At 33.9% G+C, this 20,625-nt stretch carries 25 protein-coding genes; all 25 read left to right on the top strand.

What is annotated here, in order from left to right:
• The first annotated feature begins 1 nt into the window (after nt 1).
• The 25 genes from rplV to AAGD45_RS00310 all read left to right on the top strand — a co-directional run bounded on the left by rplV (nt 2) and on the right by AAGD45_RS00310 (nt 20,578).
• On the top strand, nt 2–361 hold the full coding sequence (gene rplV / locus AAGD45_RS00435) for a 50S ribosomal protein L22 (protein WP_341748177.1): 360 nt from the start codon (nt 2–4) through the stop codon (nt 359–361).
• Between the two features lie 3 nt (nt 362–364).
• Nucleotides 365–1,024, top strand: coding sequence for a 30S ribosomal protein S3 (rpsC, locus tag AAGD45_RS00430; RefSeq protein ID WP_341761533.1), 660 nt, complete (start codon nt 365–367; stop codon nt 1,022–1,024).
• Nucleotides 1,025–1,039: 15 nt separating this feature from the next.
• The gene (gene rplP, locus AAGD45_RS00425) at nt 1,040–1,450 is read left to right on the top strand and encodes a 50S ribosomal protein L16 (protein ID WP_341761532.1); all 411 of its coding nucleotides are present in this window, start codon (nt 1,040–1,042) and stop codon (nt 1,448–1,450) included.
• Nucleotides 1,443–1,655: a 50S ribosomal protein L29 gene (gene rpmC / locus AAGD45_RS00420; protein WP_341761531.1), complete on the top strand. Its 213-nt coding sequence runs from the start codon at nt 1,443–1,445 to the stop codon at nt 1,653–1,655. Before rplP ends, rpmC begins: the two co-directional genes overlap by 8 nt.
• Before the next feature lie 4 nt (nt 1,656–1,659).
• Complete coding sequence (gene rpsQ / locus AAGD45_RS00415) at nt 1,660–1,905, top strand: 30S ribosomal protein S17 (RefSeq protein ID WP_341761530.1); 246 nt, start codon at nt 1,660–1,662, stop codon at nt 1,903–1,905.
• 102 nt (nt 1,906–2,007) lie between these two features.
• A complete protein-coding gene (rplN, locus tag AAGD45_RS00410; protein ID WP_341748182.1) occupies nt 2,008–2,376 on the top strand; it encodes a 50S ribosomal protein L14 in 369 nt (122 codons plus the stop codon).
• Nucleotides 2,376–2,708, top strand: a complete 333-nt coding sequence (gene rplX / locus AAGD45_RS00405; protein WP_341754669.1) for a 50S ribosomal protein L24 — start codon at nt 2,376–2,378, stop codon at nt 2,706–2,708. Before rplN ends, rplX begins: the two co-directional genes overlap by 1 nt.
• A gap of 2 nt (nt 2,709–2,710) precedes the next feature.
• The gene (gene rplE / locus AAGD45_RS00400; RefSeq protein WP_375331539.1) at nt 2,711–3,250 is read left to right on the top strand and encodes a 50S ribosomal protein L5; all 540 of its coding nucleotides are present in this window, start codon (nt 2,711–2,713) and stop codon (nt 3,248–3,250) included.
• Between the two features lie 18 nt (nt 3,251–3,268).
• On the top strand, nt 3,269–3,574 hold the full coding sequence (gene rpsN, locus AAGD45_RS00395) for a 30S ribosomal protein S14 (RefSeq protein ID WP_341761529.1): 306 nt from the start codon (nt 3,269–3,271) through the stop codon (nt 3,572–3,574).
• A 272-nt stretch (nt 3,575–3,846) separates the two neighbouring features.
• On the top strand, nt 3,847–4,245 hold the full coding sequence (gene rpsH / locus AAGD45_RS00390; protein WP_341748186.1) for a 30S ribosomal protein S8: 399 nt from the start codon (nt 3,847–3,849) through the stop codon (nt 4,243–4,245).
• A gap of 9 nt (nt 4,246–4,254) precedes the next feature.
• Nucleotides 4,255–4,788, top strand: a complete 534-nt coding sequence (rplF, locus tag AAGD45_RS00385; protein ID WP_341748187.1) for a 50S ribosomal protein L6 — start codon at nt 4,255–4,257, stop codon at nt 4,786–4,788.
• Between the two features lie 16 nt (nt 4,789–4,804).
• Complete coding sequence (gene rplR / locus AAGD45_RS00380) at nt 4,805–5,161, top strand: 50S ribosomal protein L18 (protein WP_341751354.1); 357 nt, start codon at nt 4,805–4,807, stop codon at nt 5,159–5,161.
• 15 nt (nt 5,162–5,176) lie between these two features.
• Nucleotides 5,177–5,731, top strand: coding sequence for a 30S ribosomal protein S5 (gene rpsE / locus AAGD45_RS00375; protein ID WP_341761528.1), 555 nt, complete (start codon nt 5,177–5,179; stop codon nt 5,729–5,731).
• A gap of 230 nt (nt 5,732–5,961) precedes the next feature.
• Nucleotides 5,962–6,171, top strand: coding sequence for a 50S ribosomal protein L30 (gene rpmD / locus AAGD45_RS00370; protein WP_341761527.1), 210 nt, complete (start codon nt 5,962–5,964; stop codon nt 6,169–6,171).
• 10 nt (nt 6,172–6,181) lie between these two features.
• A complete protein-coding gene (gene rplO / locus AAGD45_RS00365; protein ID WP_341761526.1) occupies nt 6,182–6,637 on the top strand; it encodes a 50S ribosomal protein L15 in 456 nt (151 codons plus the stop codon).
• Nucleotides 6,638–6,640: 3 nt separating this feature from the next.
• Nucleotides 6,641–7,942: a preprotein translocase subunit SecY gene (gene secY, locus AAGD45_RS00360; RefSeq protein ID WP_341761525.1), complete on the top strand. Its 1,302-nt coding sequence runs from the start codon at nt 6,641–6,643 to the stop codon at nt 7,940–7,942.
• A gap of 96 nt (nt 7,943–8,038) precedes the next feature.
• Nucleotides 8,039–8,677 (top strand): adenylate kinase, encoded by a 639-nt coding sequence (locus tag AAGD45_RS00355; protein ID WP_341762257.1) that lies wholly within the window; start codon nt 8,039–8,041, stop codon nt 8,675–8,677.
• A 61-nt stretch (nt 8,678–8,738) separates the two neighbouring features.
• Nucleotides 8,739–9,116, top strand: coding sequence for a 30S ribosomal protein S13 (gene rpsM / locus AAGD45_RS00350; protein ID WP_341761524.1), 378 nt, complete (start codon nt 8,739–8,741; stop codon nt 9,114–9,116).
• 12 nt (nt 9,117–9,128) lie between these two features.
• A complete protein-coding gene (gene rpsK, locus AAGD45_RS00345) occupies nt 9,129–9,515 on the top strand; it encodes a 30S ribosomal protein S11 (protein WP_341748194.1) in 387 nt (128 codons plus the stop codon).
• A 15-nt stretch (nt 9,516–9,530) separates the two neighbouring features.
• Nucleotides 9,531–10,550, top strand: coding sequence for a DNA-directed RNA polymerase subunit alpha (locus AAGD45_RS00340; RefSeq protein WP_341761523.1), 1,020 nt, complete (start codon nt 9,531–9,533; stop codon nt 10,548–10,550).
• 14 nt (nt 10,551–10,564) lie between these two features.
• Complete coding sequence (gene rplQ, locus AAGD45_RS00335) at nt 10,565–10,984, top strand: 50S ribosomal protein L17 (RefSeq protein WP_341761522.1); 420 nt, start codon at nt 10,565–10,567, stop codon at nt 10,982–10,984.
• A gap of 24 nt (nt 10,985–11,008) precedes the next feature.
• Entirely contained in the window at nt 11,009–11,272 is a 264-nt protein-coding gene (rpsT, locus tag AAGD45_RS00330; RefSeq protein ID WP_341761521.1) for a 30S ribosomal protein S20, read from the top strand.
• A gap of 589 nt (nt 11,273–11,861) precedes the next feature.
• The gene (locus AAGD45_RS00320) at nt 11,862–12,668 is read left to right on the top strand and encodes a glycosyltransferase family 2 protein (RefSeq protein ID WP_341761519.1); all 807 of its coding nucleotides are present in this window, start codon (nt 11,862–11,864) and stop codon (nt 12,666–12,668) included.
• 521 nt (nt 12,669–13,189) lie between these two features.
• Nucleotides 13,190–14,308: an efflux RND transporter periplasmic adaptor subunit gene (locus AAGD45_RS00315; RefSeq protein WP_341761518.1), complete on the top strand. Its 1,119-nt coding sequence runs from the start codon at nt 13,190–13,192 to the stop codon at nt 14,306–14,308.
• A 120-nt stretch (nt 14,309–14,428) separates the two neighbouring features.
• Complete coding sequence (locus tag AAGD45_RS00310) at nt 14,429–20,578, top strand: hypothetical protein (RefSeq protein WP_341761517.1); 6,150 nt, start codon at nt 14,429–14,431, stop codon at nt 20,576–20,578.
• Nucleotides 20,579–20,625: the final 47 nt, after the last annotated feature.

Below are 20,625 nucleotides of genomic sequence, written 5' to 3'. Positions count from 1 at the left end.
TATGGTGAAGGTGAATAAAGGCTCTACTACAGCAATTGCTAAGTCTCTTAGAGTGAGTCCGAGGAAATTGAATTTGGTTGCAACTTCTATTAGGAATATGAAAGTGTCTGAGGCTCTAATTCAGCTTACCTTTTCCCCTAGAAGAATTGCTCAAGATGTAAAAAAATGTTTGCAGTCTGCTGTTGCTAATGCTGAAAATAATTTTGGTTTAGATATTGATACTTTGTTTATTACTTCTGCAACTGTAGGTAAGGCGTTGGTGATGAAAAGAATTATGCCAAGAGCTAAAGGAAGAGCAACAAGGATTAATAAATTTTTTAGTAATTTATATATTACAGTTACTGAAGTTGAGGGGAAATAAGATATGGGGCAAAAAGTTAATCCGCATGGCTTTAGGGTTGGTTCGACATTAATTAAAGGTTGGGACTCGGTGTTATATGCTGATAAGAAGCACTATAAAGTTCTTCTTATCCAAGATTTAGAGGTTAGAAATCTAGTTAATAAAAACTATGTGCAAGCACAAGTTAGTAGAGTATTAATAGAGAGGCCTTCTAATAAGAATGTTATAATTAATATTTTTGCTAAAAAGCCTGGAGTTATTATAGGTAAAAGTGGTAACGACATTGATAAATTAAAAAAATCTGTCCAAAAAATTACGGGTTTAGAAGAAATATATATTAATATACATGAAGTAAAGAAGCCTAATATAGACTCTAACATTATTGCTCAAACGATTGCTATGCAGCTTGAAAAAAGAGTGTCTTTTAGAAAAGCTATGAAAACCGCTATCCAAGCCTGCTTTAAGCAAGGAGGATTAGGTATAAAGGTTGCTTGTTCTGGACGTTTAGCTGGAGCTGAAATAGCGAGAACAGAGTGGTATAGAGAAGGTAGAGTACCTTTACATACTTTGAGAGCTGATATTGACTATGCGACTGCTGAAGCTATGACAACTTATGGAGTTATAGGTATAAAGGTTTGGGTCTATAGGGGTGATCATGTGGAAAATAGAAAGAAACATAATTAATTTTGAAGTAAAATAATGTTAGCTCCAAAAAAACAAAAATTTAGAAAAGCACATAAGGGGAGAGTTTCCTCAAAAGCAAAGGCTGGTACTATGCTAGCTTTCGGTTCTTTTGGCTTGAAATCATTAGATGGTTTAAGGGTTACCGCAAGACAAATAGAGGCAGCAAGAAAGGCTGCAGTTCGTTGTATGAAAAGGCAGGGGAGATTATGGATTAAAATTTTTCCTGATTTGCCTGTGTCAAAGAAGCCTGCGGAAGTTAGAATGGGTAAAGGAAAAGGTTCTACTGAATTTTTTGCAGTGAGAGTATCACCTGGAAGAATTATGTTTGAAGTGGAAGGGGTTACAGATGATGTAGCGACGAAAGCACTTGAGCTTGCTAGTGCAAAATTGCCTGTAAGAACAAAGATAGTGAGGCGTTATGAATAATTTAGGGGTATCAGCAAAGGAATTGGTTGGGCAGACTACGGAAGAGCTTCACAAAAAGAGAATTTTGTTTAAAAAAGAGTTTTTTAATCTACGGTTTCAGAGAACATTAGGTGAATTACAAAATACTAGCAGGTTTTCTTTTGTAAAAAAAACAATAGCTCGTATTAATACAGAGTTAACTATAAGATCAAAAACTGGAGAATAGGGAAATGCCGAAAAGAGTGCTACAGGGTGTTGTTGTAAGTTCAAAAACTGATAAGACTATTACAGTTAAAGTAGAGCGTAGGTTTAAGCATCCTATATACAAAAAAATTGTGAAAGTTTCTAAAAAATATGCTGCTCATGATTCAGAAAATACTTATAAGGATGGTGATAAGGTTAGTATAGTTGAAAGTCGCCCTATATCTAAAACTAAGTCTTGGGTAGTGTTAGGGGATGTAGAGGTATCTCTTTAATAATAGGTTTAGTTGTTACAGAATGGTGAGTTTTATCCTTTGACTTTGTTGTTTAGATTGTTTATTGTGTTGCGTTATTAAATTCTCAAGTGGAAGTAAGTTATGATTCAGATGCAGAGCATCTTAGATGTTGCGGATAACTCTGGTGCTAAAAAAATTATGTGTATTAAAGTGCTTGGTGGTTCACATCACATGATAGCAAATCTTGGGGATGTCATTGTGGTATCTATAAAAGAAGCTTTACCAAGCGGAAAAGTAAAAAAAGGTGACGTACATAGGGCTCTAATTGTTAGAACAAAAAAGGGTGTTAGAAGGGCAGATGGTAGTACAATTAAATTTGATTCTAATGCAGCAGTACTTTTAAATAAGCAAGGAGAACCAATAGGTACAAGAGTTTTCGGTCCTGTAACTAGAGAATTAAGGGCAAAAAAATTCGTTAAGATTATGTCACTTGCAGAAGAGGTGTTGTAATGATTAAGCTAAAAATTAAGAAAGGTGATGAAGTTATTGTTATCACCGGAAAAAATAAGGGAAAAAAGGGTAAGGTCTTAAAGGTTTTGCCTGAGCAAAATAGAGCTATTGTTTCGGGTATAAATATTGTTCGCAAGCATGTTAAGGCGAGTAAAACAAGTGAAGGTGGCATAGTGTCAAAGGAATTATCCATACATATATCCAATGTTGCTCACATAGATCCTAAAACAGGTAACCATACAAAAGTTGCTTTTAAATTTCTAGAAGATGGTTCTAAAGTAAGAGTAGCTAAGAAGTCTGGTGAAATTATTAGTAGTAAGGAAGGTAAGTAATGTTGCTCAGGTTTAAAGATTTATACACTAAAGAGATTGTACCAAACTTACAGAAAGAGTTTGCGTACAAGAATAAACATCAAATGCCTAAGGTTGTAAAAATTGTTGTTAATATGGGTGTTGGTGAAACGGTTGCAGATTCTAAGGTAATTAATAATGCTGTCAATGATCTAACTCTAATTTCAGGACAAAAGCCTTTAGTGACTGAGGCCAAAAAATCTATTGCTACTTTTAAGCTTCGTGAAGGTATGAAAGTTGGTTGTAAAGTTACTCTGCGCAAAGATAGAATGTATGATTTTTTAGAGAGATTAGTAATCGTTGCTCTACCGCGTATTAAAGAATTTAGAGGTTTCTCCAGTAAAAGTTTTGATGGTAGAGGTAATTTTACTTTTGGTATAAAAGAACAGATTGTTTTTCCAGAGATTAATTACGACAAGATAGATGTAATTCGTGGTATGGATATCACGATTGTTACAAGTGCTATGAATAATGAAGAAGGTAAATTATTACTTTCTGGCTTTAATTTGCCTTTTTATAATTAATTTTTAGAAGAAAAATAGATGGCTAAAGTAAGTTCTATAAAAAAGAATAATAGAAGAAGAAAGATGGCACAAAGTTTATATAACAAGCGTGCTAAATTAAAGGACAAGATTTACGATAAAACTTTATCTTTGGAAGAAAGATTTTCGCTAGTGATGGTTTTAGCTAAGTTACCTAGAAACTCAGCTATGAATAGAGTCCGAAATCGGTGTGAGCTTACTGGACGTCCAAGAGGAGTGTATAGTAAATTTGGTCTATCACGAAATAAGCTGAGAGAACTTGGTAGTAAGGGATTAGTTCCTGGTTTGATTAAAGCAAGTTGGTAAAATAGCTTGAATTCGATATAACTTATTATATCGAATTCAAGGGTTAAGTAGAAACAATCAGGTTTGAAGCGGTTCAGTACCTGATTGTTAAAATGTAATATTCTATTCAATAGGTGGTTTTAATAATTAAAATCACCCATTGAATGATGAAAAAAGTTGAAATGTACTCGTAGAACCGCTTCAAGGGTACACTTTTCCTTATAACAAGCCAATTAGATATAAAAATTAATAATTCTTATATCGAACTGAAGTTAAAATAGTAGGTTTATCGTATGTCAATGACAGATAATATAGCGGATATGTTGACTAGAATTAGAAATGGTCAAAAAAGTAAATTGATGAATATATCTCTACCTTGTTCAAAAATAAAATGTGCTATTTTGGACGTTTTAAAAAAAGAAGGTTATATCAAAGAGTATGTAGTTGTCAAGGATGGTAATATAAGTCATATTGAAGTGGATCTAAAATATTCTGTTAATGGAAAACCTGCTATATGTGAAATAAGTAGAGTTTCAAAACCAGGTAAGAGGATTTATTCTTCTATTGATAAACTAAAAGGATATTATAACAATATGGGTATTTATATTCTTTCTACTTCTAGAGGAGTTTTATCAGATAGAGAAGCACATAGCCAAAAAATTGGCGGTGAAGTAATTTGTAAAGTGTTTTAAGGTATAAAGATGTCACGTATTGGAAAATTGCCAGTCCCTGTGCCTGAAGGGGTGAAAGTTGAACTTGATGGGTTGAAAGTTAATGTTGTTGGTCCCAAGGGAGAATTAACAAAAACTTTCGCAGGAAATATAGCAATTTTATTGCAAGATAATCAGCTTTTTGTAAAACCATTAGCAGAGACTAAAAGTGCTAGATCTATGTGGGGTACGGCACGAAGTATAATAAATAGTATGATAAAAGGTGTTAAAGAAGGTTTTACAGAAGAGCTTGAAGTCAATGGCGTCGGTTATAAGGCTTTGGTGAAGGATAAATATTTAAACTTAATGCTTGCTAAAAGTCATAATACTAAAGTAGAAATACCTCAAAATATTAAAGTTACCGCTCCTAAACAAAATCAGATTATATTGGAAAGTGTTGATAAAGAAAAATTAGGTCAGTTTATATCAATTATTATAAAGCAGAGACCACCTGAACCATATAAAGGTAAAGGTATTAAACGCAAAGGTCAATATGTTCAGAGGAAAGAAGGTAAGAAAAATTAAAATTTAAGAGTTAAATATGCGTAGTTCAAAGTTAAAGTTTGATATAAGAAAGGCTAGAGTGAGGTCTAAGATATCAAAGGTATCAAACAGACTCAGGCTGTCTATTTTTAAGTCTGGAAAGCACATATATGCACAAGTCATAGATGACAAACAATCAATAACTATTGCATCTGCTTCGACTTTAGATAAAGAAATTAGACAGTTAAAAAAATCCAACTGTAATATTGGTACAGCCACGAAAGTAGGTGATTTAATAGGCGAAAGAGCATCGCTTAAAGGGGTACAAGAAGTTGTATTCGATAAGGGTGGTTATAAATATCATGGTGTTGTTAAGGCTTTAGCTGATGCAGCAAGAAAAAAAATGAAATTTTAATTTTAGGTTTAAGAAATGGCTAAAGCTAAAAAAAATGCGGGTGAAGCACTAACAGAAACTTTGGTGGATGTAAACAGAGTTACTAAAGTAGTAAAGGGGGGTAGAAAATTCTCTTTTTCTGCTTGTATTGTTGCTGGTGATAAAGCCGGTAAGGTTGGTTATGGCCATGGTAAGGCGAAAGAGGTAACAGAAGCTAGAGCTAAGGCTACTCAAGAAGCAAGGAAAGATATGATTAAAATTCCTCTTTATCAAAATAGGACTATTCATCATGATGTCATTGGTAAAAGCGGAGCAGCTAAAGTCATTTTAAGAAGAGCCAAGGCAGGTACTGGTGTTATCGCTGGTGGTGCTATGAGAGCAATTTTTGATTCTTTAGGAGTTCATGATATTGTTGCCAAATCTTTGGGTTCTAGTAATGTATATGCGATGATTGCTGCAACTTTTGATGCGTTATCTCAACTCTCTTCTCCAAAGAATATTGCTGAAAGGAGAGGAAAAAGAATAAATGAGGTATCAACTAAATCTACAAAAGGGCAACAAATAATATCAGAAGCAAGTGTGCAAGTTTAAGTAGTGTAATAGTCCTTTCAGCGTAGGCTCATGGGTGTCAACTTAAGAAGTTTCGATGTCATTCTCGCGTAGGTAGCAGAATCTAAAAAATAACCTGCAAAGGCTATTAACCCCAATTCGGGATAAGAATTAGTTAATTCTTATCCTGAATTTGCGTGTGAAGGGGGTTTGGAAGCAATGGGCTATAGTGAGTCTTTATATTTAAAGTAATAATTGGGTTGTAGGAATTTATGAGTAGTAATCAAGAAAAAGTGAATGAGGCAAAGGTTAAAGTTACCCAAATTGGTAGTAGTATAGGTCGTAAATATGATCAGGAAGAAACCTTGGTAGGTTTGGGTCTAAATAAAATGCATAAATCTGTTATTTTGAAAGATACAAACTCTGTTAGAGGGATGATCAAGAAGGTACGACATTTGTTAAAAGTAGAAAATATAAATTAGAGTTTAGAAAATGAAATTAAATGAGTTATCTAACAATTTTGGTGCCAAGAGAGATAAAAAAAGGGTAGGTCGCGGTATTGGCAGTGGTAAAGGTAAAACATGTGGCAGAGGTGTTAAGGGGCAGAAATCTAGATCTGGTGTAGCTATTAAGGGTTTTGAAGGGGGGCAGATGCCTATGATTAAAAGATTGCCAAAGAGAGGCTTTAACTGTCCTAGTTCTAAGAAATATAGTGTAGTAAATATTGCTGATATAGAATTTTTAATAGCAGAAAATCGTTTGAACTCAACAGAAGTTGTAACAAAAGAGAGATTAGTTGAAGTCGGGTTAATTAAGAATACTAAATTATTGGTTAAATTACTATCTGTTAGAAGTGGTGAATTTAATAGTCCCTTATCATTTCAATTAGATGCTTATTCTGCTTCTGCTAAGAAGTTAATAGAACAAGTTGGTGGTCAAATATTGTAATTTATGAGTTTAAATTCCACACAAAAATCTAATAAAGACTTAGCTAATAGGATTATTTTTACTATTTTGGCTCTTATAGTATGTAGATTTGGGTCATTTATTCCTATAGCGGGTATTGATTCGGTTGCGTTAAGCAGTGTGGCTGAACAAAATCAATCTGGTATACTTGGTATGTTTAATATGCTATCTGGGGGGTCTCTAGGTAGAATGTCTATTTTTGCTTTAGCAATTATGCCATATATAACTGCTTCAATTATCATTCAATTAATGTCAATAGCCTACAAGCCTTTAGAGAATTTAAAAAAAGAAGGTGAGGTTGGTAAAAGGAAAATCAATCAATTATCTAGGTATTTAACTGTTTTATTAGCTTCTTTTCAGGCATATGGTGTTGCAGTAAGTTTGGAACATGTTGTAACTAATGTAGGTCCAGTAGTTATTATACCGGGGCTTTTTTTCAAGGTTACTACCGTTATTACTTTAGTTGTAGGTACTATGTTCTTAATGTGGCTTGGTGAACAGATTACTGGTAGAGGTATTGGTAATGGATCGTCCTTGATTATATTTATAGGTATAGTGTCGGGGGTACCAAGTGCTATTATAAGCATGTTTGAGTTGTCAAGAAGTGGTGGTTTGTCTCCGATAGTAGTTATGGCTATTTGTTTAGGAGTTATTGTAATTATAGCTATAATAATTTTCTTTGAGAAGGCACAAAGAAAAGTTTTGGTACAATATCCAAAGAGACAAGTTGGCAATAAAATTTATGGTGGTGATTCGACTCATATGCCTCTTAAACTTAATACTTCTGGGGTAATTCCGCCAATATTTGCTAGTTCGATTTTGTTGTTTCCTGTGACAATAGCTAATTTTTCTAGCAATAATTCAGAAATTATGAGTTTATTAACTTTCCATCTAGGGCATGGGAAGCCTTTATATATTTTGTTGTATGTTGCGTTGATAATGTTTTTTAGTTTTTTTTATACAGCAGTAGTTTTTAATTCAGAAGAAACAGCAAATAATTTAAGAAAGTATGGGGCATATATTCCTGGCAAAAGACCTGGTAAGAATACTGCGGAATATTTTGATTATTTGTTAACTAGGTTAACTGTAATAGGTGGTATATATCTTAGTTTTATATGTATAGTTCCTGAAATGTTAATGAATAAATACGCCGTATCTTTTGCCTTAGGGGGTACAAGTTTTTTAATTGTTGTTAATGTTGTTCTAGATACATTTGTACAAATTCAAACTCATTTATTTAGCAGTAAGTATGAGGGATTAATTAAAAAAATGAAGTTAAAAAACTAACTGATATTATAAAAAAACAATTCTTTAAAGCAAAAAATTATACATTTTAACTTAGTGGAGGGTATATATTATGTTATGTTTAAAGAAGAGTTTCAAATGATTATAGTGCTTATAGGGTCTCCTGGTTCAGGGAAGGGAACTCAAGGGCAGTTATTGGCAAGAAAGTTAAATTTACCTCATGTGTCTACTGGCGATATATTCAGACAAATGGTAAAGGTTAATAACAAGGATGGTTTGTTAATTAAAGAGTATATGGCACAAGGAAAACTTGTCCCTCCTAAATTGGTGAATAATGTAGTTAAGGAGTTTTTAACTCAGGATATATATAAAAACGGTTATGTTCTAGATGGTTATCCTCGTAATTTAGAGCAAGCTAATTTTTTAAGAATGTTTGCTAATCAAAAGATTAAAGTTGTGTTTTTCAACATAGACGATCAAGTGATTATCAAGAGGATTTTAGGTAGGTTTAATTGTGAGAATTGTGGACAAATTTATAATAGTTATTTCATTAAACCTAAGGTTGATAATGTCTGTGATGTTTGTGGGTCAGATAAGTTTATGCACAGACAAGATGATGATGAACAGACTATTAAGCAAAGAATAGAAGAATATAAAATAGAAACTTATCCGTTACTTAACTATTATAGAGATAATAGTGAATTCTATGTTGTTGATGCAAATAAGGATAAAGAAGAAGTAGAACTTGTTTTATATAAAGTGTTAAAAATGATTTGACTTTAAGGGATATTTTTATATTATTCCCTTTTGGTTATTATCGAAATTTTGGAGATTATTTGTGGCAAGAATAGCGAGTGTTAATATTCCAGCAAACAAAAGATTAGTAGTGAGCTTAACATATATTTATGGGCTTGGTTTTTCTGCTGCAGAAGAGATTTGTCAAAAAACTGGAATATCTGCAAGTAAAAGGGTCAAAGACTTAACAGATCAAGAACTTATTATTTTACGTAATATTATTGAAAAAGAATATAAAGTAGAAGGTGATTTAAGAAGAGAAGTGAATCTTAATATCAAGAAGAAAAAGGATATTAGAAGTTACCAAGGTCTTAGACATATAAGAAAGTTGCCTGTTCGAGGTCAGAATACTCATTCTAATGCTCGAACAAGAAAAGGTAAAGCTGTTGCGATTGCCGGTAAGAAAAAAGTTACAAAGTAATATGGTATAATGATGAGTCAGGCTAATACTAAGGTCAAGAAAAAAAGAAAAAATATTACTCTTGGCGTTGTTCATATAAAGACAACTTTTAATAATACTATTGTTACTTTTACGGATGTACAAGGTAATGCTATAGCTTTTTCAACAGCAGGTACACATGGTTTTAAGGGGGCTAGAAAAGCTACGCCTTATGCTGCTCAAATAACTGTTGATAAAGCCTCAGAAGTTGCAAAAGAACACGGTCTGAAAACTGTTTCAATTAGAGTGCAAGGTGCAGGGGCTCAAAGGGAATCGGCTATGCGTGCGGTATTTAGTCAAAATTTTATAGTTACGTCAGTTTTAGATGTTTCGTCTGTTGCACATAACGGTGTTAGAGCACCAAAAAGAAGAAGAGTATAGGGGCATAGGTAAATAATGTTATCATTAAATAAAAACTGGAGTGCATTAATAAAACCTTCTAAGATAGTTTATGACAGTCCTGATAAGAGTAGTAATATAGTAAAAATTGTGGTTGAACCTTTAGAGAGAGGCTTTGGTTTAACAATAGGTAATGCTATGAGGAGAATTCTACTCTCATCTCTTCAGGGTGCTGCAATAACATCAATAAAGATACTAGGGGTGGTGCATGAATTTTCTGCTATACCTGGGGTTAAGGAAGATTTAGTTGATGTAGTTTTGAATCTTAAGTCTGTGGTCATTAAGATGCATTCTTCAGAAAGAAAGATTGTTAGATTAAGTGCTACTGGTCCTTGCGTTGTAACTGCTGGGATGATTGGAACAGGGCATGATGTGGAGGTACTAACTCCTAATCATGTGATTTGTACTTTGGCAAAAGGGGCTCAGCTTGAAATGGAATTAGTGTGTGAGACGGGAAAAGGGTATGTTCCCGCTGCAAGCAGCGTTGGTTTGGAATTAGCTATTGGCGTTATCCCAATAGATGCGTTATTCAGTCCTGTAAGAAAGGTTACCTATAAAGTTGATAATACACGTGTTGGTCAAGTTACAGATTATGACAAATTGATTATGACCGTTGAAACTAATGGTAGTATTTCTCCGGAGATGTCTATAGCACTTGCTGCTAGAATTTTGCAAGATCAGTTGCAATTATTTATTACATTTGAAGAACAAACAGAAGATAAACAGGATAAGTTAGAAGAATTAGCATTTAATCCAGCGTTGTTGAAGAAAGTTGAGGAATTAGAATTATCTGTTAGATCTCAGAATTGTTTAAAGAATGAAAATATAATTTATATAGGCGATCTTGTTATCAAAACAGAAACAGAGATGCTTAGAACTCAAAACTTTGGTAGAAAGTCTCTTAATGAGATTAAGGATATATTATCAGGCTTTGGTTTAAAATTTGGTATGGACATACCAGGATGGCCTCCAGAAAATATTCAGGAGCTATCTAAGCGTTATGAAGATCCATATTAATAAAAGGTAACAACATGCGACATAAAATTAAGGGTAGAAAGCTTAATAGAACAAGTAGTCATAGACAGGCGATGTTTGCTAATATGGCCGCTGCACTTGTGATGAATGAGCAAATAAAAACAACTTTACCTAAGGCTAAAGAGCTTAGACCATATATTGAAGTGCTGGTAACTAAGGCCAAAAAATCTGATTTAGCGACTAGAAGAATGGTGCTTGCTAAAATCAAAGATAAAGTTGCTACTGAAAAACTTATTAGTGTTTTAGGCAAAAGATATAGTGAACGTCCAGGTGGTTATACTAGGATAATAAAGGCTGGTTTTCGTTATGGGGATATGGCATCAGTAGCTTATATTGAGTTCGTTGATAGAGATGTAAATAGTAAAGGCTGTATGACCCCAAAAGCAGAAAGTCATAACCATGAAGAACAAAACTAATGAATCTGTAGGAAAATAATAAATATGGCTAATCATTCATCAGCAAAAAAGGCAATAAGACAAACAATAAAAAAAACTTTAATAAATAAGAATAGGTCAAGTAGAATTAAAACTTACATAAAAAAAGTTTTGCAAGAAGTAACGCATGGCTCGAAAGAATCAGCTAAATTAGCTTTGACTGTTGCACAATCTGAAATAATGAAAGGTGTAACAAAAAACATTATCAAATTAAATACAGCATCACGTAAAATCAGTAGATTATCTCAAAAAATTAAAAATATGAATTAGCTTCTAGCTTCTTGTGTATGCCTTCTGTGTAACCTCAGTTTGATGAAAGACAGTTTAATAGCCTAGGGTGTATTATCCCTGCCTTATTACTATTACCCACATCTCTAGATTTGTGGGACGTCGTATATGACGTCAGTAGGTTCAAATATACGACTTTTAAAAGATGTAGGTAATAGTAGGTATGCAAGTGAGGATTCGAGAACAAAAAGAAGTGTTCACGAATTGATTCCTTTTGGTAGTTTTGTTGTCAAAATTTGCTTTCGTTCCTCATGGACATATATGTACTGCTTGTGGTTACTTGGCTACTTTTTTACTCAGAAATTCCTCAATAATTATTCAATTTGTGGGTACTTCCTAAAAATAATAGACTTCTTTCGAAACTCGCTTATGCTGAGGGATTTGAAGGAGACGCGGAACGCAGAACCGCAGCGTACTCTAATGTACGTGAGGATTCGAGTACCGCATCGACGTACAAATCACCAGCAGAAGTAGAGTTTCGAAAGAAGTCTAATGAACATATAGACTATAGAAATGAAACCTTTACAGAAGCTAGATAGAAAATGTATGAAAGGATATAGTTGAGAGGGATATGCTAAATATTTCAGCCTTTATTATCACAAAAAACGAAGCTACTAGGATTGCAAGAGCTATCAACAGTGTTAAGGACATTGTCGAGGAGGTTATTGTTGTTGATAGTGGGAGTACTGATGATACAGTACAAATTGCTAGAAATTTAGGAGTCAAAGTGATTTCTAACGGATGGAATGGATATGTTAAACAAAAGACTTTTGGTAAAAATTTATGTCAAAATGATTGGATATTAAATATTGATGCTGATGAAGAATTGTCAAAAGAATTACAGGATGAAATAGAGTTTATATTCGCTTCAAATAATCAAGATAACTATTTAGCCTATCGCACTAAAATTGTCACATTGCACCGTAATGATGATAAGATTCGCTGCTTTGCTCCTTATAATAAATGCATCAGATTGTATAATCGTAAATATAGTAGTTTTTCTGATAATAATATTACTACCCATGATTCGGTGTTATTTAATCTAAATATTAGTTTACAAAACAAAATCTATGATTTAAATGGTATAATTTATCGCAGGCTTGGCACGTCAATTGAACAACTGGTAGCTAAAGCAAATTGCTATTCCTCTGAGCAAGCAGAAAACTTAGTTAAACTAGGTAGGAGTCCATCAAAAACAAGAATTGTTACAGAAACTATGTTTTATTTTTTTAAATCATTTTTTATAAGACGATATTGGGTGTTTGGTCTTGATGGTTTTGTTGACTCTATGATTTTTGCTTTTGCACGGTTTATAAGACTTGCTAAAGCAAGAGAGTTGTTAAATAATAAAAAAGGCGATAACAACATAGAAGCGTAGATTACATAATAGCCTACAATTTTTGTAAGGTTTAGTAGCAAGCTCAGCATATAGACATAAATACAGGGCAGTTTAAAAGTCGTTACCAGTGGCTGGTATAAATATATATTTAGCTGCTATCGATGTCATCCCAGCCTCGGTACGGGAAAGAAATGTTCTGAGGGGGGTGTTTATAGATTGTAGACCCTTGTTTTTGCAGGGGGTGACATCAATTCTATTACTATGACTCAAACATTTCTAGATTAGCTATAATGTATATAAGGCTACACGCTAGTTATGGTTGAAACATTTCCATGTTAGCTACATTACTACTTTCTGTAAACAAAATTAAAAAATTTCAAAATAATTACTTGCATAAAATAAAATTTTACTGTATATGTGACTAGAACACAATAAAACCGTTTGTTACGGTTCTTTTGTTATCAGAAATTATACTCAAATGATTTGAGTATAATCGAGGTTGAAAATGAATAGATTAAAGAGAAGATTAGCAATCTAATAAAAAATATGGTAAAATTCAAATGACCCTAGGGAAGATATTAATAAGTCGAAGATCCTATATATATGGACTATTATTTGTTGCAGTATCGATTGTTGTAGTGATAGTTTCTATCAAAAAAGTAGTCAGCAGACAAGCCCCAACACAGCAAGTGGACAATCAAGCTGTCGTAATTCCTGTTGAAGTGTTTAAGGCTCAATATTCAGAGGAGACAAATGATATATTGGTTACAACAGGCAAAACCTTAGCCTATGAAACACATGCAGTTAAAGTCAATACAACAGGAAGAATTAAAGAACTTGACTTGCCTATAGGTAGCTATGTTAAAAAAGGTGATGTTTTAGCGGTATTAGATACCACGCAAATTGACTATCTGATTGAACTAGCAAATGAAGAGTATCGTCTTAAAGAGAAAAAAGCTAATGCGATGAAGCAGTTATTGGATAAGAACCTCATTAGATATACAGAGTATGTGAACCATAACATAGAATACCTTGATGCTAAACAAAAATATTATACATTACTTGATGAAAAAACCAATCATTATGTTGTTGCACCATTAAGTGGAATTGTTGAACGAAAACTTGTTACTGTGGGGGAGCTTGTTACACAAAAGGATAAAATAGTCGTTCTTTATGATATTCATATTATCAAGGTTGCGTTTGGTCTTGATGAAAGCGACTATCAAAAATTTAAAAGTTCGGGAGGAAGTTATGTCAACATCTATATTCCCGCTTTAAACTTAGCCCTTAAACTAAGTGATTTTAAAACTTCAGAAATTGCCCAAGATAAGAATCACTCAGTCTATATTGAGGCATTTATTCCAAATGATGATAATTCAATCATGCCGGGCTTATTTGTTAACGTAAATGTTATTTTCAATGGCAACAAGCAACGGATAAAATTGCCAAACTCAGCTGTTTTTTTTGACTCTTATTACTATGTCTATGTTATTGAGAATAATACAGCTAAAAAAGTAAGGATTGAAATAGGTGATAGTGATAGCCAAAGTGTAGAGGTAGTTAGTGGCATCAAACCCAATGACCAAGTGGTTATTTCAGGCAAGAAGGGATTGCATGACGAAGCCAAGGTTTTGATTGAAGATGAGACAACTCACTCAACAATACGAAATAGACCATAACTTATTGATGCACCGGAATCGAAATTTGACAAATTATAATAATAGCCTAGTAAAGCAAGGATATTTCAATTATATTACAATATATTAATACTTTCTTTCATTGTTGGAGAACTAAATTAAATGAGTACAAAAATTCAAAAATTATATTTTTTTATGATACTGCTATTTTGTAGTTCTGTTAATGCTCTTGAGAATAATGATGATAACACAGCTAAACTTAAGCAATTAAACATAATTCAAGCAGCTATTATACAGGATCAAAAGAGGAAGGCACTTAATCTTCAGGAAGAGTTGGAGAAAAAAAAGCAAGAACTGGAGGAATCTCAAAATATTAATGGTAGTAATAACTCAAATTCTTCATCAAATACTGGACAAAGAACTAATAGTAGTAATAATATTGCTCCAGAACAGTATATTGGTAGTAATAATCGTAATACTCAAGATAATGCAAGTTCTCAAATGAATTCTAAAGTATGTGTAAATGATGACAAAAATCTTGATATTATAAAAGTTCCAAATATTACTGATTTTGTGCAGAAAACTAATCAATCACAAACTAATCAATCACAAAGTGATATAACTGGAAATTTGAACCAACAAGAAGTAATGTTAGGTGATAATAAGCAATCGAATAGTCAAACTAACCAATTGGATTCAGATGGTGAACCACTAGAAACACGTGAAAATACTTTGAAATTTGAACTATTGCAGAGTGATATTGAAGAAGCTGAAGCAAAATTATTAGAGTTGCAGAGCAGAGAAAATGATTTGAATAATGCTTATATGGAGAAAAAATTAGCGTTTGAAGAACTAGGGCAACTACAACCACAACTGCTTAAACAACTAGAAATAAAAGATAATTCATTAAATCATACTGAACTTGAAAAGCAAACAGAAAAAAATACAAAAAATCAGCTGACAACACTTAGTGTAGCAAAAGATTTAGAATATAATAAGTTGAACACAGATTTACAAGCTAAGTTGGCTGAAGCTAAAAAAGATCATGAGCGAGTTCAGCAAGAATTAGTAAAAAAGGAGAAAGAAAATGAGGATTTGCAAAATCAGATAACAACCTTAGGTAAAGATAAGGATGGCTTGGAGAAGGATTTAGCAGATGCTAGAAATAAGGCAGCAGCTTTGACGAAAGAAACTGTTGCTTTGAATGCAACTTTGACTAAAGCTCAGGAAGCAAAAAATGAAGATAAGTTGCAGTTGGAAGGAAAAATTGCAGATTTAAAAGTAGAGTTGAATAAAGCACAGCAAGAAAAAGCTCAGCAAATAGCAGATTTGACTAAAGCAAATGATGAGGTGGTTAAAGCTTATAAAGATGCATTAGTAGAAAAAAAACAGGCATTAGAATTGTTTAAGAACGAATTAGCAGCAGAAAAGAGCAATTTTGAGGAAGCAAGTAAAAAGTTAGCTCAGGATAAGGAGAAATTGGAGAAAAGCTTAGAAGTTGCTAATAATGAAAAAGATGCTATTCAAGCTAAATTTGTTAAAGCAGAAGAATTAGAAAGGTTGGCACAGGCTGAGATAGCAAATAAGCAACAAAAATTAGAAATAGAGAAGAACAAATTTGAGGAAGAAAGTAAGAATCTACAAAAAAAGATGACAGCCTTAGAGGATGGTAAAAAACAGCTGGAACAGAACTTAGTAGATGCTGAAAAAAATGCACAAGAGTTGCAGGAAGCTCAAAACCAATCAGTGGCAAAGGTAAAGGATAAATTAAATGAAGAGGTTAAAGCTAACGCACTAATTCAGAAACAGTTAAAGACTCAGTTAGAAGAGACAAAAAATCAGCTGACAACACTTAGTGTAGCAAAAGATTTAGAATATAATAAGTTGAATACAGATTTACAAGCTAAGTTGGCTGAAGCTAAAAAAGATCATGAGCGAGTTCAGCAAGAATTAGTAAAAAAGCAGGAAGAAAATAAGAATTCGCAAGAGCAGATAACAGCCTTAGCTAAAGATAAGGATGGTTTGGAGAAAGATTTAGCAGATGCTAGAAATAAGGCAGAAGCTTTGACGAAAGAAACTGTTGCTTTGAATGCAACTTTGACTGAGGCTCAGCAAGTAAAAGACCAAGCACATGAAGCAAAATTAGCAGAATTGAATAAAGAAAAAGAGCAGGCGGTTAAAGATCAGAAAGCTCTAGAAGAAAAAGTTGCAGCTTCTACTAAAGAAATTGTATCTTTGAATGAAACTTTACTTAGAGGAAAACAAGCAAAGGAGGATGCATTAGCAGAGCAGGCTAAGTTGGCTGAATCAGTTAAAGATCGTGAGAAACAAATTGCGGTTTTGAATACAGAAAAAGATGAGATGGTTAAAGCTCAGGAAGAAAAAGAGCAGGAGCATGAAGCAAAAATGGCAGCTTTGATTAAAGCAAATAATGAAGCATTAAAAGTGGCACAAGATAAGTATGAATTAGCTGAGAAACAATTTGAGGAAGGTAAGAAGCAATTGGATGAAAAAATAGTAAATTTGGCTAAAGAAAAAGAGCAATTGGTTAAAGTCCGTGAAGAAAAGATTGAAGCTTTAACTAAATCTCAGGAAGAGCAAGCTGCTCTAGCTAAAGCAAGAGAGGAGGAATTCAATAAGTTGCAGGAAGCTCAAAACCAATCAGTGGCAGAGTTAAAGTCACTACAGGATAAGTTTGCTACATCGGAGCAAGCTCACAAAGATGCACAGGCTGAGATAGTAAGGAATCAACAGGCATTAGAATTAGCTCAGGAAGAATTAGAAATAGAGAAGAGCAAATTTGAAGAAGAAAGTAAAAAGTTAGCTCAGGATAAGGAGAAATTGGAGAAAAGCTTAGAAGTTGCTAATAATGAAAAAGATGATATTCAAGCTAAATTTGCTAAAGCAGAAGAATCAGAAAGGGTGACACAGGCTGAGATAGCAAAGAAACAACAGGCATTAGAATTAGCTCAGAAAGCATTAATAGAAAAGGAGAACAAGCTTCAGGAGGAAAGTGATAAGTCTTTAAATTTGCAAGAGAATATAACAGCTTTAAAAGATAAGATGGAAGTTTTGGCTAAAGAAAAACAGGGAAATGAGCAGAGAATAACGGATTTGATTAAAGAGGGGAAAGTAAGAGAGGAAGAATTTAAACAAGCAAACAAGCAGGTAGCTGAATATCTAGAAGAACAACAGAGAAAAGTTGCAGATTTGCATGCAAAACAAGATGAGATGGTTAAAACTCATGAAGCAAAAGAGCAAAAATTAAAAGAAGCAAGTGAGAAGGCAGCACAAGAGTTAACAGCTTTGACGGAAGCTCAGAAACAATTTGAGGCAGGTAAGAAGCAGTTGGAGAATAGTTTACAAGTTGCTAATAATGAAAAAGATGCTATTCAAGCTAAATTTGCTAAAGCAGAAGAATCAGAAAGGGGGGCACAGGCTGAGATAGCAAAGAAACAACAGGCATTAGAATTAGCTCAGCAAGAATTAGTAGAAAAGAAGAAGGAAAATGAGAATTTGCAAGAGCAGATAACAACCTTAGGTAAAGATAAGGATGGCTTGGGGGTGGATTTAGTAGATGCTAGAAATAAGGTAGAAGCTTTGACTGAAGAAACTGTTGTTTTGAATGTCACTTTGACTGAAGCTCAAAAGGCAAGAGAGCAGGCAGCTAAAGATCTAAAAGAACAACAGCAGAAAGTAACAGCTTTGACTCAAACTCAGACAGGAAAAGATAAGCAAATAGAAGATTTGACTAAAGCAAAGGATGATTCATTAGTAGAGAAGGATAAGTTGGTTGAAGATGTTAAAGCTCAGGCAGAAAAAATGGTAGCTTTGAATCAAGCAAAAGATGAGGCATTAAAAGACAAGGCTAAGTTGGATGAAGAGGTTAAAGTTCATGAAAAACAAATTGAGGAGTTGACTGCAACATTGGCTGAAGAAAAACAGGAGCAAAATGCGAAATTACAAAAGGTACAAGAGAAGTTAGATGAAGCGGTTGAAGCTCATAAAGCAAACGAGCAGGCATTAGAATTAGCTCAGAAAGAATTAGAAATAGAGAAGAACAAATTTGAGCAAGAAAGTAAGAAGCTACAAGAAAAGATGGCAGCCTTAGAAGATGGTAAGCAGCAGTTGGAGGAGAGCTTAGCAGATGTTAGAAATAAGGCAGAAGCTTTGACTAAAGAGAAACAGGAAAAATATCAGCAAATTGCAGATTTGAATAAAGAAAAGGATGATGCATTAGCAGAGAAGGTTAAGTTGGATGGAGAGGTTAAAGCTCATGAAAAACAAATTGAGGATTTAATTCAAGCAAATAAGGAGATATTGGAAGATCTAGAAGATCAAGAGCAGGAAATAGAAGATTTGGCTGAAGAGCGCGAAGATTATAAAAAGCAAATTGAAGATATGATTGCAGAAAAAGAGGAGATGGTTAAGTCTTTAGAAGAAAAAGAACAGGAGTTAGGCGTTGCACTGGCAAAGTTGCAGGGCAATAAAGGGGATTTGACAGATGGTGTTAAGCAATCTAGAACAATTACGCAACAACAGGAGCAAGTAAAAACTCTGAGGGCACAGATTAGTCAACAATTAGTAAAAGCTAAAAGAGAACTTGCAGCAGCTAATATTCTCGCAGAGAATAGGAGAATAGAGGCTAGGACTATACGAAGAAATGCTGATAAAAAACTTGCATCAGCTAATAGTTACGCAGATGAGAGGAACACAGAGGCTAGGAATCTAGTAAGAAGGGCTAGAATAAAACTTGCATCTGCTGAGAATACAGCAACTGATCTTGCAGGACAGGCTAGGAGTGTAGTAAAAAGGGCTAAAGGAAAACTTGCATCTGCTGAGAGTACAGCAACTAATCTTGCAGGACAGGCTAGGACTGTAGTAAGAAGGGCTAAAGGAAAACTTGCATCTGCTGAGAATACAGCACGGCAGACTATAGCACAGGCTAAGAGTATAATAAGCAAGGCTAATCAAAAACTTGCAGGAGCTAATCTAACCGCACAGCAGATTGTAGCAAATGCTAAAAAAATAAATGTGAGTGGAGAACAAAATGTGCCTGTGACTACAGCAGGTTTAGAATATCAAGCATTACTTGACGCACAAGAACAATTCACTGCAGTAGAAGAACAACTCACTGTAGCAGAAGAACAATTAACAACTTTAACTAATACTCTTGCAGACAAAGAGGAAGAAATAGAAAATTTGACTAAGGTTCTTGAAGAAAGAAAGCAAGAATTTGACGTAGCACAACTGAAGATGGATAAAGATATACAAGAGTTAAATAACACTCATAAAGAAAAAGAGCAAAAACTTACAGAGGAGCATGAGAAGACAGTTAAAGATTTGAATAGCAATTTCAAAGAAAAAGAGCAAAAACTTACAGAGAAGCATGAGAAGGTAGTTCAAGGTTTGAATAAAGATTTCAAAGAAGAAAAGAAAAAACTTACAGAGGGGCATGAGCAGGTAGTTCAAAGTTTGAATAGCACTTTTAACGCAAGAGAGCAAGCATTGCAAGAAGAAAAAAATACGATACAGAGCGAGTTAACAAACTCGAATAATGCTAATAAAGTGCTAGCACAAGAACTTAAAGAATCAAATACGAACTACAGAAATCTAACTAAAAGTTATACATCATCGCAGAAAGCTATAGCTCAACAGACAAAAAACAATAATAGGATTCAAGGGCTGGAAAAACAAATTACAGATTTGAAGCAAACTCATAGCGCTGAGTTAGCAAAGTATCAACAAGCAAATCAGTCTCTACAACAGGTAAACGGTGCAGCATTAAAACCTGATATGGGTGAATTAGCTCAGCAAGGATTAGCTAGTGCGCAACAAGCAATGGAAAAGTTAAAGCAACCGTCACCTATAGGTGGAGATGTAGCAGACAATACCGTTAAGAGAACTCGTAAGAGATATAGTGATAGATCTCGTAATTTAAATGATTTAGCAAAATCGCCTAATTCATTAGAGCAGAAAGTTGCTGAAACTAACCTACTAGAACAACAGAGCAACAAACCTCCAGTTGTAATCCCAAAAGTATCCTCAGCTGAGGGAGCGAGTGCAGTAAAAATAGTAAGAACTGGAGCTAGTAACGTATTAAGAGAACAGAATTTTCAACTTGCAACCTCAAAGCGTTCTACAACTGAAGTAATCAATCCAAAGGTAGTAAAAACAGGTGCTGCTGTAATTAAAGCTAAAGTTACAATCCCAGCTGCAAGCACAAACAATGCTAAGCCGCAATCCAACACCCAGCACTCACTACCGAGGAGAACAGGGGTGCAGGATCCTACTAAGAATATTAGGCAGTAATATGAAGAAATTTACGGCAGTATTAAATTATAATAACCTTGATATAA

The organism is Candidatus Tisiphia endosymbiont of Thecophora atra, from assembly GCF_964026395.1.
Classification (GTDB): domain Bacteria; phylum Pseudomonadota; class Alphaproteobacteria; order Rickettsiales; family Rickettsiaceae; genus Tisiphia.
Note: the sequence above shows the minus strand (reverse complement) of the source record. Positions and strands in the feature narration are given on the sequence as shown.

Bases quoted from the DNA above. Each gene is read 5' to 3' on its own strand.
- rplV (WP_341748177.1), top strand. From the start codon at position 2: ATGGTGAAGGTGAATAAAGGCTCTACTACAGCAATTGCTAAGTCTCTT.
- rpsC (WP_341761533.1), top strand. From the start codon at position 365: ATGGGGCAAAAAGTTAATCCGCATGGCTTTAGGGTTGGTTCGACATTA.
- rplP (WP_341761532.1), top strand. From the start codon at position 1,040: ATGTTAGCTCCAAAAAAACAAAAATTTAGAAAAGCACATAAGGGGAGA.
- rpmC (WP_341761531.1), top strand. From the start codon at position 1,443: ATGAATAATTTAGGGGTATCAGCAAAGGAATTGGTTGGGCAGACTACG.
- rpsQ (WP_341761530.1), top strand. From the start codon at position 1,660: ATGCCGAAAAGAGTGCTACAGGGTGTTGTTGTAAGTTCAAAAACTGAT.
- rplN (WP_341748182.1), top strand. From the start codon at position 2,008: ATGATTCAGATGCAGAGCATCTTAGATGTTGCGGATAACTCTGGTGCT.
- rplX (WP_341754669.1), top strand. From the start codon at position 2,376: ATGATTAAGCTAAAAATTAAGAAAGGTGATGAAGTTATTGTTATCACC.
- rpsN (WP_341761529.1), top strand. From the start codon at position 3,269: ATGGCTAAAGTAAGTTCTATAAAAAAGAATAATAGAAGAAGAAAGATG.
- rpsH (WP_341748186.1), top strand. From the start codon at position 3,847: ATGTCAATGACAGATAATATAGCGGATATGTTGACTAGAATTAGAAAT.
- rplF (WP_341748187.1), top strand. From the start codon at position 4,255: ATGTCACGTATTGGAAAATTGCCAGTCCCTGTGCCTGAAGGGGTGAAA.
- rplR (WP_341751354.1), top strand. From the start codon at position 4,805: ATGCGTAGTTCAAAGTTAAAGTTTGATATAAGAAAGGCTAGAGTGAGG.
- rpsE (WP_341761528.1), top strand. From the start codon at position 5,177: ATGGCTAAAGCTAAAAAAAATGCGGGTGAAGCACTAACAGAAACTTTG.
- rpmD (WP_341761527.1), top strand. From the start codon at position 5,962: ATGAGTAGTAATCAAGAAAAAGTGAATGAGGCAAAGGTTAAAGTTACC.
- rplO (WP_341761526.1), top strand. From the start codon at position 6,182: ATGAAATTAAATGAGTTATCTAACAATTTTGGTGCCAAGAGAGATAAA.
- secY (WP_341761525.1), top strand. From the start codon at position 6,641: ATGAGTTTAAATTCCACACAAAAATCTAATAAAGACTTAGCTAATAGG.
- AAGD45_RS00355 (WP_341762257.1), top strand. From the start codon at position 8,039: ATGATTATAGTGCTTATAGGGTCTCCTGGTTCAGGGAAGGGAACTCAA.
- rpsK (WP_341748194.1), top strand. From the start codon at position 9,129: ATGAGTCAGGCTAATACTAAGGTCAAGAAAAAAAGAAAAAATATTACT.
- AAGD45_RS00340 (WP_341761523.1), top strand. From the start codon at position 9,531: ATGTTATCATTAAATAAAAACTGGAGTGCATTAATAAAACCTTCTAAG.
- rplQ (WP_341761522.1), top strand. From the start codon at position 10,565: ATGCGACATAAAATTAAGGGTAGAAAGCTTAATAGAACAAGTAGTCAT.
- rpsT (WP_341761521.1), top strand. From the start codon at position 11,009: ATGGCTAATCATTCATCAGCAAAAAAGGCAATAAGACAAACAATAAAA.
- AAGD45_RS00320 (WP_341761519.1), top strand. From the start codon at position 11,862: ATGCTAAATATTTCAGCCTTTATTATCACAAAAAACGAAGCTACTAGG.
- AAGD45_RS00315 (WP_341761518.1), top strand. From the start codon at position 13,190: ATGACCCTAGGGAAGATATTAATAAGTCGAAGATCCTATATATATGGA.
- AAGD45_RS00310 (WP_341761517.1), top strand. From the start codon at position 14,429: ATGAGTACAAAAATTCAAAAATTATATTTTTTTATGATACTGCTATTT.